This is a genomic window from Thermopolyspora sp. NPDC052614 (assembly GCF_040678635.1).
In the GTDB taxonomy this organism is placed as follows: Bacteria; Actinomycetota; Actinomycetes; order Streptosporangiales; family Streptosporangiaceae; genus Thermopolyspora.
Genome location: NZ_JBFATZ010000030.1, coordinates 1 through 16,233, shown reverse-complemented (window position 1 = coordinate 16,233; position 16,233 = coordinate 1). Strand labels below are relative to the sequence as shown.

The window sequence follows — 16,233 nt, the reverse complement described above, 5'->3', positions numbered from 1 at the left end:
GGCCCCGCGTTCGGGGCGGTCGCCGACCGGATCTCGACGCCCGCACGGCTCCCGGCGATCAGCCCGGCGTCCGTCCCGGAGGGGCGGTTACGCGGAGGAACCGGAGACGATCGGCTGAGCGGCGGGCCGGTTCGGGCGACCGTCGGCGGACTCGGCGCCGGGGAAGGCGATGCCGAGGGCGCGCAGCAGCGGAATCGCCTTGACGGCGGTCTCCTCGTACTCGGCGGCCGGATCGGACAGCGCGACGATCGCCCCGCCCACGCCGTACGCGAGACCCTCCGGGGTGATCACGGCGGTGCGGATGACCATGGCCAGGTCGGCCGCGCCCGACAGGGAGAAGAAGCCGATCGCGCCCGAGTAGACACCGCGCGGGCCCGCCTCCAGCTCGTCGATGATCCGCATGGTGCGGATCTTGGGCGCGCCGGTCATGGACCCGCCGGGGAAGGCGGCCCGGACGCACTCGACGGCCGAGGCGTCCGGGCGCAGCCGAGCCCGCACGGTGCTGACGAGTTGGTGCACGGTCGCGTACGTCTCGACGTCGAAGATCTTCGCAACGTGCACGGAGCCGACCTCGGCGACCCGGCCCAGGTCGTTGCGGACCAAATCGACGATCATCAGGTTCTCGGAGAGGTCCTTCTCGCTGGTGGCCAGCTCCTTGGCGATGAGCGTGTCCTCCGCCGGAGTTCGGCCGCGCGGCCGGGTGCCCTTGATCGGCTTGGACTCGACCGCGCCGTCGGCGGACACGCGCAGGAAGCGCTCGGGGGACGCGCTCAGCACCGACACCGGCCCGAGCCGCAGGTACGCGCCGAACGTGGCCGGGCTGATCGCGCGCATCGCCCGATAGCACTCCCAGGGGTCGAACTCGCCGGAGACGTGCAGCATGTTGGTGAGGCACACCTCGTACGTCTCGCCCTGCACGATCGCCTCCTGGCAGGCGGCGATGAGCTCCAGATAGCGGTCCCGGTCGTGCCGCAGCCGCACCCGTCCCGCGCGCCCCGGCGAGCCGGCGGGGCCGGGCCGCCGCCCGGCGAGGGCGCGCAGGCGTGCGGTCGTCTCCTCGAACCAGTCCAGCGCCGCGGCCTGGTCGCCGCCGACGGCCAGGGCCAGCAGGTACGTGGTCGCGGTGGCGTGGTCGAACACGACGGCGCGGTCGGCGAAGATCAGGTTCGCGTCGGGGGTGGGCGACGCGTGGGCGTCCTCGGCGCCGCACTCGGCCTTCAGCTCGTAGCCGAGGTGGCCCACCCAGCCGAGCGTGAAGTCGAACGGCAGGTCGGGCAGGCGGGTCCGCCGCCGCCGCAGGTCGTCGTCGAGCCAGTCGAAGAACCTGCGCTCGACGGTCCGGGTCCGGCCCTCGGAGGTGATCGTCACGGTGCCTCGCCGTACGTCGGCGCTCACGCGGCGCGCGAGCGGCCCGGAGGCGTCGCCCATGACGGAGAACCGCCCCGCCTTCTCATGGACGAGGCTGCTGTCCAGCCAGAACGCGTGCTCGGCGGAGCGGAACAGCGCGTCGAACACCACCTCGTCGTCCCACCGTGTGGGCAGCGGCCGCACCAGCACCTCCGCCTCGACGAACGGGTCGTCGGATGCGCCGGACACGGGTGCCGTGGCGGCCGGGAGGGTCGGCCGGGCGGGGCCGGAGGGCGGGGCGGGCGACGCATCAGGCATCGCCGCCGCGTGCGCGGGAGCGGGCGGGGCGGGCGACGGGCCAGGCGTCGCCGCCGCGTGCGCGGGAGCGGGCGGGGCGGGTATGGAAGCGGGCGTGGCGGGCGCGGAAGCGGCCACCGGCGGCCGGAAGCCGTCCCGGATCAGGTGGTACGGCCGCGCCGCCGAACCCTCGGCGGCCTGGCGGGCGCGAAAGAACTCGCGCGTCAAATCGCGGAAGTTGGCCAGGATTTGTCGGCCGTACTGGGTGCAAATGGACTCGGGATGGAACTGCAGACCCCACAGGGGCCGCCTGCGGTGACGCAGCGCCATGAGGACGCCGTCAGGGGTCCAGGCCGTCGCCTCCAGATCCTCGGGCAGGTCCGTCACGGCTAGGGAGTGGTAGCGCACGACCTGGAAGGGCGAGGGAATCCCGGTGAAGAGCCCGTCGCGGCGATGCTCGACGGGGGAGAGGCGGCCGTGGCGGGGCTCCGGCGCGAGGTCCACCGTGGCGCCGTGCGCGTATGCCACGGCCTGGTGCCCCAGGCAGACGCCGAGCAGCGGGATGTCGGCGTGCTCGATCACCTCGCGCCCGATGCCGAGATCGGTGGCGCGGCGCGGGGTGCCCGGTCCAGGGGAGATCACGACGTTGTCGAATCCGGCCAGGTCGCTCAGCCGCCAGTGCGCGTCGTCGTTGCGGATGACGACCGGGGCGGTGCCGTTGAGCTCCGCCAGGTAGTGCCAGAGGTTGTAGGTGAACGAGTCGTAGTTGTCTATCAGCAGCGTCCGCATGTTTCCCGCCCGCCGCCATCGGACCAGGGCAGCCCGCCCGGCACTCCTCGCCGAACGGCGCGCCGCGCTGTACCCGCCCGAGCAGATGACCGCCATCAGACCCGGCTGTGATCGCGGAGGCGGACGAGGGCCTGCCGGCCCGGCATCCGGGAATCCCCGCTAAGCACCTCATCCTAAGCGAGTCGGAGCATAACGCTCACGGATGAGCGTCTTGCTGCATATCGGAACCTGGACGCGAGCGCCGACCGTCATTTGACGCTTGTGCCGGCGGCCCGGCTCGGCCTGCATCGGCCGCGATGGGGGCTCTGACGGGACGGTCGTTGGACCACCCGAGGCGGAACGCTCCTTGAGATGGCCGGCTGTGACTCGCTGCTCACGATCAGCCATAAACATGTGTCAATCGGCCGGGTCACGGGAAACCATGCATGCTTTGTGACTGTGACCGTTGACCGAGGGCGAACCCCGATCCGTCAATCGAACATGTTCGCCCTGTCCTTTACGCCAGTATGAGCACAAACAAGCGTGACGGGGGAGGAGCAGGTGAGCGAAGCACGATCAGAGCAGACCGACGTGACACTTCCGTCGTGGAAAGAGGTGCTGTCGACACCGCCGCCGCGCCCAGCGCCGCTGGAGGAGGGGCCGACGGCCGCGCGCGAGGCACGTGACCGCCTGCTGCCGAACCTGGTGTGGGAGGCGCTGCTGGCGCTGGCCGCCGCGGGCCTGGTGCTGGCCAATCTCGCCGCCGCCCCGCCTCAGCATCTGACGAACATGTTCGGCTCGGCGGCAGCGGCGGGTCTGCTCGCGATGGGGCTGTCGCTGTCGCTGCGCACCGCGACGCCCAACCTGGCGGTCGGCGTGATCGCGGGCCTCACCGGCGGGCTCACGGCGTACCTGATGCGGGAAGGGTGGCCGGACGGCGTGGCGATCGCCGCCGCCGTCGGCGCGGCCCTCGTCGCCGGGGTGCTGCTCGGGTTGCTGACGATGCTGCTGTCGGTGCCCGGCTGGGCGCTCAGCCTCGGCGCCGCCGCGGTGCTGTCGGCGGCCTACGTCGAGTTGATCGGCCCGGCCACGATCGCGGTACGGCTCGGCGAGTTCCCCGCCGTCCCGGCGTTCGTCGCCTTCGCGGCGCTGTCGATGATCGGTGGTGCGGTCTGGCTGATCCCGGGCGTACGGCGGGCGCTCGGCGGCGTCCGGCGGGACGGGGAGCCCGGACGGTACGCCGGACTGCGGACGGGCCTGGGGGCGCTCGTCGGGTTCGCCGGATCGAGCCTGCTCGCCGGGATCGCGGGGCTCGCCGACCTGATGCGGCTGCAGGCCGCCACGTCCCCCGCCGTCCAGATGGTGCCGATGACGGCGCTGGCCGCCGTCCTGATCGGCGGCGTGAGCGTCTTCGGACGGCGTGCCGGGGTGTTCGGCACCCTGCTCGGCGTGGTGGTCGTGGTGAGCGCGCAGACGCTGTTCATCCTGAGCGACTGGCCGTCGTGGACGGTGCAGATGCTCGCCGGGGGCCTGGTCGTGCTAGGCCTGGTGGTGTCCCGGCTGATTGAAGGGGTCAACGATCTGCTCAACAAGAGCCGGACGCCCAACTAGCGCGAAACGGTTACCAACATTCCGTCAATGCATGAAAGCCCAGGCAGAGGCTGATCTAGGAGTAGCGTGACAAACCGCGCTCGCCGCCGTTCACCATCCCCACGGGCGGCGGCGAGCGTCCCCCTCTCCGGCCGGCCGTGACGCGGGTCGTGGCGCGGGTCGTGGCGCCGACGACGCGTGCGGGCCGTACGTGCCGCGCCTCCGGCGGGAACCGGGCCCGGCGATCCGACCCGGCTCGCCGGGCCCTGGACGCCTCCCCGACCTTCCGACCGGAAGCGGCGGCGGGGCGGACGGGAGCCGCCGCCTTCGGCCACCCCGGTCCGGTCGGCATCGAAATCGCCATCCTCCGACAGCCTGATGAACTGCGGTTTCTCCGGTGGACTCAGGAACACCGGCAAGAACAAGACTGTTTCTTCTGCGGATTCACCGGCAGGCTGAAAGCCCGGATCCGATACGCGACGACGTCACGCCCTGACTACCGGGGCGGACATGGATGTGCGCGAGCGCACGCAAAACGGCTTATGATTGACGTCGGCCAAAAATATCAATCAGCACACAGATACTCACAATTTATTGTAGCAGGAGGGGGCGCAATTGTCCAACAGCGAGATCGAGCGCGAGCAGGAATACGTCCAGATGCTCTATCGGCGCGTCGATGAGCTGCGGGAACAGGCGTCACAGCGGCTGGCCACGGTGCTGCGCGAGCACGGCGGCACCCGGCAGGCCCTGGTCGAGCGGGAGTCCGCCTACCGACGGTACGCCGACCGGGTGGCCAAATTCGACGCGGCCGAAAACGGCCTGTGCTTCGGGCGCCTCGACCTGAGTGACGGACGACGCCACTACATCGGCCGCATCGGCATCCTCGACGATTCCGGCGACCCGGCGCACCCGAGGGCCGGCGAGCACGCTAAGAACGCTAAGGACGCCCAAGACGCTAAGGACACTGAGGACGCTAAGGACGCCGAGGACGCCGAAGACAGGGACCCGCTGCTGATCGACTGGCGCGCCCCGGCCGCCCGCCCCTTCTACGTCGCCACCGCCGCGGCCCCCGAGGGCGTCCGGCGGCGACGCCACATCACGCTGCGCGGCCGCCGGGTCGTCGCCCTCGACGACGAGATCCTCGACCGGGACGCCGTCGGCGCGGAGGAGGGCCTCACCGGGGAGGCCGCGCTCCTCGCCGCCGTGAACGCCGGCCGTACCGGGCGCATGCGCGACATCGTCGAGACCCTGCAGGCCGAGCAGGACGAGATCATCCGCTCCGACCACCGGGGCGTGCTCGTCGTGCAGGGCGGCCCCGGCACCGGCAAGACGGCCGTCGCGCTGCACCGCGCCGCCTACCTGCTCTACACCCACCGGCACCTCGCCGCCCGCGGCGTCCTCGTCGTCGGCCCCAACGCCACCTTCCTGCGCTACATCGGCCAGGTGCTGCCCGGCCTCGGCGAGACCAGCGTGCTGCTGTCCACGGTCGGCGAACTGTTCCCCGGCGTCGTGGCCGGCCGCCCCGAGCCGCCCGAGACGGCCGAGATCAAGGGCCGGGCGGTGATGGCCGAGGTGCTGGCCGCCGCCGTACGGGACCGCCAGGCCGTGCCGAGGGGGACGATCGAGATCCAGTACGGCCGGGAGACGCTGCGGCTGGAGGAGAAGGAGTACGTGCGGGCGGCCGAGCGGGCGCGCGGCCCGCGGACCACGCACAACCAGGCCAGAAGGGTCTTCCTGCGGGAGATCGTCGACGTGCTCACCCGGCAGGTCGCCGAGCGCATGGAGTCGATCGTGCTCGACGAGAACGGTGAGCCGCTCGACGGCGGCGACCCGACCGGGGCGCTGAGCGACGCCGACAAACGCGCGCTCATCGCCGCCGGGTTCCCCCGCGAGCTCATCGACGACGGCCTCGGCGACGGGCAGGACGGCGCCCCCCTGCTGGACGAGGCCGACCTCGCCGAGCTGCGCAAGGAGCTGATCGCCGACCCCGCCGTGCGGGCCGCGCTGAACGAGCTGTGGCCCGCGCTGACGCCGCAACGGCTGCTGCGGGACCTGTTCGCCGACCCCGACCGCCTCGCCGTCGCCGCGCCCATGCTCGGCGAGGACGAGCGGGCCCTGCTGCTGCGCGCCCCCGGAGACGGCTGGAGCACGGCCGACGTGCCGCTGCTCGACGAGGCCGCCGAACTGCTCGGCGAGGTCCGCCGCCCCGGCCTCACCCGGGAGGAGGCCGAGCGGGCCGAGCAGATCGCGTACGCGCAGGGCGTGCTCGACATCACCATCGGCTCGCGGTCGAGCGACTTGGAGGAGGGCGAGGAGGGCGAGATCCTCACCGCCGCCGACGTGATCGACGCCCGGGAGCTGGCCGAGCGGCACGAGACCGGCGACGCCCGCACGCTCGCCGAACGCGCCGCCGCCGACCGCTCCTGGACCTTCGGGCACATCATCGTGGACGAGGCGCAGGAGCTGTCGCAGATGGCCTGGCGGGTGCTGATGCGGCGCTGCCCCACCCGCTCGATGACGATCGTCGGCGACGTGGCGCAGACCGGGGACGCGGCCGGTACCTCCTCCTGGGCCCGCGTGCTGCGCCCGCACGTCGGCGACCGCTGGCGGCTGGCCCGCCTCACCGTCAACTACCGCACCCCGGCGGAGATCATGGACGCGGCCACCGGCGTGCTCGCCCTGCTCGCCGACGGCCCCGCCGAAGAGCCGGACGCCGCGCAGGCCCCCCGATCCGTACGCGAGACGGGCGTGCCCCCGTGGCGGCTGGCCACCACGCCCGAGGACCTGCCGACGACGCTGGCCGAGCACGCCGCCCGCGAACTGACGGCCCTGGACGAGGGACGGCTCGCGGTGATCGTGCCGGACGCGCGGCTCGCCGAACTGGGCGAGGCCGTCGCCGCCGCGATCCCCGGCGCCGCGTACGGCCCCGACCCGGATCTGGAGAGCGGCGCCGTGGTCCTGGGCGTACGCCAGGCCAAGGGCCTGGAGTTCGACGCGGTGCTCATCGCCGACCCCGCCGCCATCCTCGACGCCTCCCCCCGAGGCCGCAACGACCTGTACGTCGCCATGACCCGCGCCACCCAGCGCCTCGGCATCATCCACCCCGGCCCGCCGCCCGCGGCGATCGCCATCGCCATCCCCGAACGGGCTGCCACGACGACCTGACCGGCCTGCCCCGACGGGTACCAGCCGTCGCGGTCCTCGGGCGGGCCGTTGCCGGGATCTGACCGGCTTTTCCAGACAGGTTCCGGCCGTCGCGGTTTCGATCAGGCCGTAGCAGGGATTTGACTGGCCTTCCCGGACGGGTTCCGGCCGTCGTGGTCCCTGGGCGGGCCGTTGCCGGGACCTGACCGGTCTTCCCGGACGGGTTCCGGCCGTCGCGGTCCCCGGGTGGGCCGTTGCCGGGATCTGACCGGCTTTTCCGGACGGGTTCCGGCCGTCGTCCGACGCGGTGTCTGCAGACATCCGGCCGATCACGTTCTACACACGCGGCCCCCGGATGGGGCCGGCGCACTGCCGCCGACCCCGCTTGGTAGCCGGGCCGTGGCCCCGATCGGGGCCCGAGGGGGCCCTTCCCGGCTTCGCGGGGAGCGCGGCAGACTGTGACGATCGGGAAGGGCGGTGCGGGAATGCGGTTGTGGCGCGGGGCGGGCAGGCCGCTCAGGCTCGCGGCGTACGCCGTGTGCGTGCGGGAGGACGAGATGCTGCTCGCGCGCTGGGTCGGCGCCGAAGGCCCGAGGTGGACGCTGCCCGGCGGGGGCGTCGATCACGGGGAGGACCCGTACGACGCGGCGATCCGCGAGGTGGCCGAGGAGACCGGCTACCAGGTGGAGATCGAGCGGCTGCTCGGCATCCACACCATCGTCGTGCCCGTCCGCGACGGGAGCCGGGACACCTTTCACGGCGTGCGGGTCGTGTACGAGGGCCGGGTGGTCGGGGGAGAGTTGCGCGACGAGGTGGGCGGATCCACGGACATGGCCGCCTGGGTGGCGCTCGACCGGGTGGCCGAGCTCGATCACGTCGACCTGGTGGACGTCGCCCTGGATCTTCATCGGACGCGTCCCGCGGACGGCCGTTCCCGCCTGGTTGTGGGCTGAGAAGGTTGCCGTACTTTCTGTACGGTGGTGTGGGGCTTGTTTGGCATTGCCGGTCGGCGACGTGGCCGGGTCCGGCGACCGGAGGGGGACGATCGTGCCAGAAGTTCGGCCGCTGCGGCCGGGGGATCCCGTAGCAGTCGGTGACTACCGTCTGACCGGGCGGCTGGGGGAGGGCGGCCAGGGCGTCGTCTATCTGGGCGAGTCGGGATCCGAGCAGGTCGCGATCAAAATCCTGCACGACAGGCACGACGCCGACGCCAAGGCCCGGGAGCGGCTGCTGCGCGAGGTGGAGGCCACGCGCCAGGTGCCGCCGTTCTGCACGGCAAAGGTGCTCGACGTCGGCCTCATGGGGGAGCGGCCGTACGTCGTCAGCGAGTTCATCGACGGCGAGTCGCTGGAACATCGCGTCAAGAACCGCGGGCCGCTCGACCCGCGCGCGCTGGAACGGCTCGCCATCGGCACGGCAACCGCGCTCGTCGCGATCCACAACGCCGGGATCGTGCATCGCGACTTCAAGCCCGCCAACGTGCTGCTCGCCTCGGACGGGCCGCGCGTGGTCGACTTCGGCATCGCCCGCGCGCTCGACCTGATCACCTCGTCGATCTCGGTCATGGGCACGCCGCCGTACATGTCGCCCGAGCAGTTCTCCGGGGACAGGGTCGGCACGGCGTCGGACATGTTCAGCTGGGCCGGGACCATGATCTTCGCGGCGACCGGGGAGACGCCCTTCGGACAGGACGCCATCGCGGCCGTCGTCAACCGGGTCCTGCACCACGAGCCCGACCTGTCCGGCCTGCCGGAGAGCCTGCGGCCCATCGTCGGGCGCTGCATGGCCAAGGACCCCGGGCAGCGTCCCTCCGCCCGGGACACCCTGCTTTACCTGGTCACCGGGCAGGCGCCCGAGAGTCCCGGGCCGGTCTCCGAGGGAGAGCTTCTGCAGAACGCCACCGCCCGCGTGCGCGAGGTGCCCTCGCAGCCGTCCGGCGGCGAATCAGGGTGGGGGCCGCACACTCCGCCCGAGGTCCGGCCGGTGGCCGCCTCGGGCGCTCCCGGCTTCGCGCCGGCCGGCGCGCCCGCGGACGCGGGTCGGCCGGAGACGTTTCCCGGCGAGCGGTCCGCCGCGTCATCGGCGGAGGCGCCGCCGTTTCCCCAGGGACCTGTGCCCGGTCAGGCCCCACAGCCGTATGGGGCTCCCGGCTTCGCGGCGGGGGCGTCGCCGTACGCGGGCGGTGTCGCGCCGCAGCCGGGGCAGCCGGGGCCGTACGGCGGTCCGCCGAACGCGGCACTTCCGAACCCCGCGCCACCGACCACCGCGCCGCCGAACGCTGTACTTCCGAACCCCGCGCCACCGACCACTACGCCACCGAACGCGGCCCTCCCGAACGCCGCCTCGCCGGATACCACGCCGCCCGGCTACTCGGGTCCGGCCACCGCTCCCTCCGCGCCGCGTTCCACCCCGTCGCGCCGGAGCCTCCTCATCGCCGCCGGACTCGTGCTCGTCCCGGCGGCGGGCGTGGGAGCGACCGCCCTCGGCACGCGCCTGCTGAACTCGGGCACCACGACCACGCCGACGGGCGGCTCCTCACCGGCGGCGCTCCCGGGCAGCCTGCCCCCGTCGCCCACGCCGGGCGTCTCCACGACCGCGTCGGCGGGCGGCACGCCCGGCCCGACCGCAACGGGCGTCAGCGGAACCGGCGCCCCCGTCACCACCACCGGACCAACCGGTTCGCCCGCGCCGTCCTCCTCGGGCGGCCCGACGGGGGCGCTCGTCCTCACCGGCCCCACCGTGATGCCGCACGGCACCTCGGTGATGTGCGTGGCGGTCACGCCCGACGGCCGCCAGGTGGTCAGCGGCGCGTGGGACGGCAAGATCAGGGTGTGGGACGTCGCCACCGGCAAGCTGACCGCCCAGTTCAACGACCGCAAGGATTACATCGAAGGGCTGTCCGTCAGCCCCGACGGCCGCCTGCTGATCAGCGTCGGCGGCGTGCGCGACACCAAGGGCAAGGTGTGGAACCTGGCGCAGCGCAAAACCACCGGGAAGACGGTGATCGGCTCGGTCTTCGCCGAGTTCAGCCCCGACGGCGCCGAGTTCGTGACCGGCAGCGGCTACGAATGGGCCCGCCTGTGGCGCACGTCCGACCGCGGTCAGATCGGCGCCGCCATGCGCCACGGCATCCTCGCCAAGGGAGCGGCCTTCAGCCCCGACGGCCGCGTCCTGGCCGTCGCCTCCTGGGACAACACCGTCCGCCTGTGGAACGCCGCGAACGCCTCCTCCCTCGGCCGCCTGACCGGCCACAAGGACGAGGTGAACGTGGTGACCTTCCTCGGCCCCCGCCTGCTCGCCAGCGCCGGCTACGACAAGGTCGTCCGCATCTGGGACGTCACCACGAGGAAGGCCGTCGGGTCCCCGCTCAAAGGCCCCACCACCCTGATCAACACCGTCGCCCACACCCCGCAGGGCGGCATCCTCGCCTGCGGCGAGGACAACGGCCTCGTCTGGATGTGGAACGCCACGACCCGCCGTCGCCTCGGCGAGCCCCTCAACACCTCCGGCCAGATCAAACAGATCCTGTTCACCCCCGACGGCCGCACCTTGGTCGTCGCCTCCGGCAACGACATCCAACTCTGGACCATCAACGGCTCCTGACCCGGGCCGCCCCTCGCGGGCGTCTGGCCGCTTTCGTACGGATGTCCCCCGGCGATGGGGGAAGGGGACGTCGAACGGCGGCGGGCCCCGGGAGCGAGGAGACGATGGCGATGTGGATGAGGCGGGAGCCGAGCGGAAGCGAGCCGGTCACGGCGCGGAGCGCGCTCGGAGTGCGGGCGATCCTGTCAGGAGTGGCGTTGCCGCTCGCCCTGATCGCCACCGTTCTCCTCGTCGTGACGGCGGTACGCACCGGCGAGGCCGTCTGGTGGGCCGAGGCGGCGATCGCGGCCGTGGTGGCGGTCATCGCGGCGGTCGACCTGGCCGTGATCCGCAAGCGCGTACGGGCGCGCCGGAAACGTGAAACCGTCCGCAGATGAGGGCGGCACGCGTTCGGAACCTGATGCGTCCCATGCGGTGAGTCGGGTATGCGGCGTGCCGCCTCGGTGGATCCCGCTGTCGGCCTCCGCCCGATCGCGGGCGCGTAGAGCCTGCTGCGTTGCGACCCCTCGTAGGGGCGATGAGGACGTCCCCCTGCACACCATGAGCCAAGGGCGGTGCCAGGCGTTCGCAGGTGAGGGCCGCGCGGGTAGGGGACCTGATGCGCCCGATGCCGGTGAGTTGGGCATGCGGCGTGCCGCCTCGGTGAACCCCGATCGGGGCCGGCGGTGATGACCGGTCGTCCGCCGGGGAGCGGCGCGCGTGCTCAGGGGCCGCCCGCCTGCGACACCGGATCCGTTCGCGTCGCGGTGCCGCGGCCGGTCGCGACGGCCAGGGACTGGGTGGCGATCTCCAACTCCTCGTCGGTGGGGACGACCAGGACGGCCACCTCGGCGTCCGGCGGGGAGATCAGGCGTTCGGCGGGGGAGGACGCCTCGTTGCGGGCGGGATCGACGACGATGCCGAGGCGGTCGAGGCCGGAGAGGGATTCGGCGCGGGTACGGGGATCGTGCTCGCCCACTCCGGCGGTGAAGACGAGGGCGTCGACGCGGCCGAGGACCGCGTAGTAGGCGCCGACGTACTTGCGGATGCGGCGGCAGTAGACATCCAGGGCGAGGCGGGCGGCGGCGTCGCCGGAGTCCGCCTTGGCGCGGACCCGGCGCATGTCGCCCGCGCCCGCGAGGGCGAGCAGGCCGCTGCGGCGTGTCAGGGCGTCGGTGACCTCCTCGAGGGTGAGGCCGGCCGTGCGGGCGAGGTGGGCGGGGAGGGAGGGGTCCACGTCGCCTGAGCGGGTGCCCATCACCAGGCCCTCCAGCGGCGTCAGCCCCATGGAGGTGTCCACGCTGCGCCCGCCCTCGATCGCCGCCGCGCTCGCGCCGTTGCCCAGGTGCAGGACGATCAGGTTCACCTCCGACGGGTCCCGGCCGAGCAGCTCGGCGGCGCGCCGGGAGACGTAGGCGAAGGAGGTGCCGTGGAAGCCGTAGCGGCGCACGCCGTACCGCTCGGCCCATTCCGGGGGCACCGCGTAGGTGTAGGCGGCGGGCGCGAGCGTCTGATGGAAGGCGGTGTCGAACACCGCCACCTGTGGGATGTCGGGGAACAGGCGGCGCGCGGCGCGGATCCCGACCAGGTTGCCGGGATTGTGCAGCGGCGCGAGGACGGCCAGTTCCTCGATGGTGCGCAGCACGTCGTCGTCGATGAGCACCGGGTCGCGGAAGCGCGCGCCGCCGTGCACCACCCGATGCCCGACCGCCTTGAGGCTGAGGTCCTCCAGCGCCCGCCCGGTCTCGGCGAAGGCCCGCGCCACCGCCTTCATCCCGGCCTCGTGGTCCGGGTACGGCTCCCGCCGCTCGTACGGCTCCGCATCGGCGGGCCGGTGGGTGAGCATGCCCTCGTCCTCGCCGATGCGCTCGACCAGGCCGACGGCCGGTCGATGACCGCCGGCCATGTCGAACAGCTCGTACTTGATCGACGATGAGCCGATGTTCAGCACCAGGACGTGCGCGTCCTCGTCCTCCACCTGGTCTCCCATCGGGGGCGTCCCCACGGCTCCTACGGATACCGCCTACACATACCGTCTACGCATACGGCTACGGGTACGGCTAAAGGCACGGCTAAAGGTACGGCGCGAGGAGGGCCAGATCGGCCTCCGACAGCCGATCCTTGGCGGTCTTGGCTTGGTGCCAGTGCGGATACAGCAGCCGGGGCTGGCTCGCCCGGTCCAGCCGCTCGCGCTCGGCGTCGTCGAGCACCAGGTCGGCGGCGGCGAGGTTGTCGGCGAGTTGCTCGCTCGTCTTCGCGCCGATCACCAGGCTGGTCACGCCGGGCTTGCCCAGCAGGTACGCCAGCGCCACCTGCGCCGCCGAGACGCCGTGCGCCTCGCCGATCTCGATGAGCAGCTCCACGATGTCGTACAGGTTCTCCTGGTCGTGGATCGGTGGCTCGTTCCAGTCGGTGAGCTGCCGCGACCCGGCGGGGGCCTCGTGCCCCCGGCGGAACTTGCCGGTCAGCAGGCCGCCCGCGAGCGGGCTCCACACCAGCACGCCGAGCCCCTGGTCGAGGCCCGCCGGGATCAGCTCGTACTCGGCGTCGCGCGCCTGCAGGGAGTAGTAGATCTGCTGGCTGACGAACCGGGGCAGGCGGTCGCGCTCGGCGATGCCGAGGGCCTTGAGAAGCTGCCATCCGGCGTAGTTCGAGCAGCCCACGTACCGCACCTTGCCGGAGCGGACGAGGATGTCCAGCGCCTCCAGGGTCTCCTCGAGCGGGGTGACGCCGTCCCACTCGTGCACCTGGTAGAGGTCGATGTGGTCCATGCCGAGCCGCCGCAGGCTCGCCTCGCACCCGGAGATGATGTGATGGCGCGACAGGCCCGCGTCGTTGGGCCCGGAGTCCATCGCCATGCGCACCTTGGTGGCGACCAGCATCTGGTCGCGGCGCCCCTTCAGGACCTCGCCGACGATCTCCTCGGACATGCCCTCGGAGTACACGTCGGCGGTGTCGATGAGGTTCACCCCGGCGTCCAGGCACATGTCCACCTGCCGCCGCGCCTCGTCGACGCCGGTGGCGCCGACCCGTGCGAAGTGTCCTCTGCCGCCGAAGGTCATCGTCCCCATGGTGAGCACGGAGACGCGCAGCCCTGACCGTCCCAACGTCCGATATTCCACGATCCCACCCTATCTCGATCTTCCTGAGATCCCCAGCCGACGGCGTTGGCGGCGCGTCCCCCGCGTCGGTCCCGCTGCGGCTCGCGTGAAAACGGCGTCATTCGGTGCGGCGATTTCACCGTTCGGTGCGCGGCCGAAACCGTTCGCCGCACGGATCCGACCGTTCAACGCACGCGTCCGGAGGCTTTCAGCGCACGCGTCCGCGGGCTTTCAGCGGGGTCGAGGGAAGGTCGGGCGCGGGCAGGGGGTCGCCGTCGAAGCCGTGGACGGTGCCGAACCCCTCTCCAGACGCCCATTCCTTTCGATAGCGGACGATATCGTCGTGGCTGCGCCCGACGAAGTTCCACCACATCACGATCTGCTCGTCGAACGGCTCCCCGCCGAGCAGCAGCACCCGGGACGCGTAACGCGCGGTCAGCGAGATCGAGGTACGTCCGGCGCCGAGATAGAGCAGCGGGCCCGGAGCCAGGTCGGCCCCCTCGGCCTCGACCTCCCCGGACAGGCCGAGCAGGGCGTACTCGAAGTCGGGCCGCGCCGGGAGCCGGAGCCGGGCGCCCGCGTCGAGCGCCGCCTCCGCGCCGACGATCGGGGTGTAGACGCGCGCGGGGGAGACGGCCCCGCCCAGCTCACCCATGATCACCTTCACGGTCGCGCCGGGCTCGGCGAGGACCGGCAGGTCGCCGTGGTGCTCGAAGTGCGGGGCCACGTCCCGATCGGGTCCCGGCAGCGCCACCCAGAGCTGCACCCCGTGCAGGACGCCGAGCGTCCCTCCGGCGTCCCCCGTCCCGCCTGCCCCCGTCGCGCCGTCCGCCGTCGCCCGCGGTGACTCCTCCGAGTGCGCGATGCCCCGTCCGGCGGTCATCAAATTGAGCCGGCCGGGGCGGATGAGCTGCTCGCTGCCGAGGCTGTCGCGGTGCAGCACCGCGCCCTCCACCAGCCAGCTCACCGTCTGCAGCCCGGTGTGCGGATGCGGCGGCACCCGCATCTCGACCCGCTCGGGCCCGTAGTGGTCGGCGAAGCACCACGCCCCGACCATGCGCCGCCCCCGGGTCGGCAGCGTACGGGTGACCTTCATGCCGCGGGTCCCGCCGAGGACCACCTCGCGGCCGGGCATCAACTCCAGCACCGGCTCCACGGCGGCCTCCGCCCGGCCGCCGCACACCGCCTCACGCGGCTCGCTCTCAAGGTTGCTCACCCTGACGAATGTATGCTCCGGCGTGCAGACCGACACATACAGGTATGGAAAAGACGAACCGGCCGGCCCACAGGGAACCGGCCGGTCCGAAATTCATGTCACCTGGGGATCCAGTCCTGCCAGACGATCTTGTTCGCCTCGACCCACTTCTTGGCCGCCTGCTCGCCGGTGAGCCGGTTGTTGACCATGTCGTTGGCGACGGCGTTCTGGTTGTCGTTCGACCAGGAGAAGTTGCGGATGAACTCGTACGCGGCCCCGCCGTTCTTCGCGAAGTCGGCTGAGACGATCTTGTCCAGCAGGTACGGCGGGTAGTCGCACTTGACCTTCTGGGGGCTGGCGTCGCAGCCGATCGCGTACGGCGGCAGGTTGACCTTCACCAGCTTGAGCTGGGTGAACAGCCACTGCGGCTCGTAGAAGTACATCAGCAGCGGCGTCTTGTTCCGGGTGGCGCGCTTGGCCGCCGCGATGAGGGCGTCCTCGCTGCCGGAGTAGACCACCTTGTAGTTCAGGTTCAGGTTCTTCACCAGCGCCTGGTCGTTGGTGACGAAGGACGGGTCGCCGTCGAGGACCTGGCCCTGATCGCCGGACTTGGAGGTCTTGAAGAGGTTCGCGTACTTGTTCAGGTTCCGGTAGTCGGTGATGTCGGGGTACTTCTCGACCATCCACTGGGGCACGTACCAGCCGATGACACCCACGTTGCCGTTGGTGCCGGCGCTGACGGCCACCTTCTTTTGGTCGATGTACTCCTTCTTCTCCGCCTCACGGCCCCAGTTCTCGATGATGACGTCGACGGTGCCCTCCTCGAAGCCCTTCCAGGCCTCCTCCTCCGTCATCTTCTTGGTCTCGACCTTGCGGCCGAGCTGGGTCTTGAGCAGGTACGACACGACGGCGGCGCTGGCCTCGTACCCCACCCACGGATTGATCGCGATCCGCACCGGGCGGGCGTTGGACTCGGCGGCGGCGCTGGTCGCATCGGAGTCCGCCGTCTCGCCGCCGCTGCAGGCGCTCAGGGGCAGGACGACCGCGATCGCCGCGATCAGGGAGAGCATTTTGCGGCCGGTACGTCGGCCAGCGCCGAGAATCATGCCGGAATCCACGCCTTCCACTTGTCGGGGTTGGCCTCAACCCACTTCTTCGCCGCGTCCTCCGCCGACATCCCGTTGTTGGTGATGTCGTTGGCCACCGCGT

At 72.0% G+C, this 16,233-nt stretch carries 10 protein-coding genes; 5 read left to right on the top strand and 5 right to left on the bottom strand.

Translation table 11 applies throughout. From position 1 onward, the window contains the following. Positions 1-87 precede the first annotated feature (87 nt). Positions 88-2,433, bottom strand: coding sequence for an aminodeoxychorismate synthase component I (gene pabB / locus AB0K60_RS35815; protein ID WP_364065699.1), 2,346 nt, complete (start codon positions 2,431-2,433; stop codon positions 88-90). Positions 2,434-2,973: 540 nt separating this feature from the next. Between pabB and AB0K60_RS35810 the strand changes: the two genes are divergently transcribed. The 5 genes from AB0K60_RS35810 to AB0K60_RS35790 all read left to right on the top strand — a co-directional run bounded on the left by AB0K60_RS35810 (position 2,974) and on the right by AB0K60_RS35790 (position 11,126). After that, positions 2,974-4,023, top strand: a complete 1,050-nt coding sequence (locus AB0K60_RS35810; protein ID WP_364065696.1) for a hypothetical protein — start codon at positions 2,974-2,976, stop codon at positions 4,021-4,023. 594 nt (positions 4,024-4,617) lie between these two features. Further along, a complete protein-coding gene (locus AB0K60_RS35805) occupies positions 4,618-7,167 on the top strand; it encodes a UvrD-helicase domain-containing protein (protein ID WP_364065693.1) in 2,550 nt (849 codons plus the stop codon). A 437-nt stretch (positions 7,168-7,604) separates the two neighbouring features. Next, positions 7,605-8,099 carry an NUDIX hydrolase gene (locus tag AB0K60_RS35800; RefSeq protein ID WP_364065690.1) on the top strand — a complete coding sequence of 165 codons (495 nt, stop codon included), beginning with the start codon at positions 7,605-7,607 and terminating at the stop codon, positions 8,097-8,099. Positions 8,100-8,193: 94 nt separating this feature from the next. After that, positions 8,194-10,749: a protein kinase gene (locus AB0K60_RS35795; protein ID WP_364065687.1), complete on the top strand. Its 2,556-nt coding sequence runs from the start codon at positions 8,194-8,196 to the stop codon at positions 10,747-10,749. Positions 10,750-10,853: 104 nt separating this feature from the next. Continuing rightward, complete coding sequence (locus AB0K60_RS35790) at positions 10,854-11,126, top strand: DUF6343 family protein (protein WP_364065684.1); 273 nt, start codon at positions 10,854-10,856, stop codon at positions 11,124-11,126. 326 nt (positions 11,127-11,452) lie between these two features. On the opposite strand, the gene AB0K60_RS35785 is transcribed toward AB0K60_RS35790, so the two are convergent. From AB0K60_RS35785 to AB0K60_RS35770, 4 genes are all read right to left on the bottom strand, one after another. Beyond that, positions 11,453-12,718 carry an acetate kinase gene (locus tag AB0K60_RS35785; protein WP_364065681.1) on the bottom strand — a complete coding sequence of 422 codons (1,266 nt, stop codon included), beginning with the start codon at positions 12,716-12,718 and terminating at the stop codon, positions 11,453-11,455. Between the two features lie 82 nt (positions 12,719-12,800). Then, positions 12,801-13,850, bottom strand: coding sequence for an aldo/keto reductase (locus AB0K60_RS35780; protein WP_364065678.1), 1,050 nt, complete (start codon positions 13,848-13,850; stop codon positions 12,801-12,803). A 187-nt stretch (positions 13,851-14,037) separates the two neighbouring features. Further along, positions 14,038-15,045, bottom strand: a complete 1,008-nt coding sequence (locus AB0K60_RS35775; protein ID WP_364065675.1) for a pirin family protein — start codon at positions 15,043-15,045, stop codon at positions 14,038-14,040. A 98-nt stretch (positions 15,046-15,143) separates the two neighbouring features. Further along, positions 15,144-16,094 carry an ABC transporter substrate-binding protein gene (locus AB0K60_RS35770; RefSeq protein WP_364065672.1) on the bottom strand — a complete coding sequence of 317 codons (951 nt, stop codon included), beginning with the start codon at positions 16,092-16,094 and terminating at the stop codon, positions 15,144-15,146. Positions 16,095-16,233 lie beyond the last annotated feature (139 nt).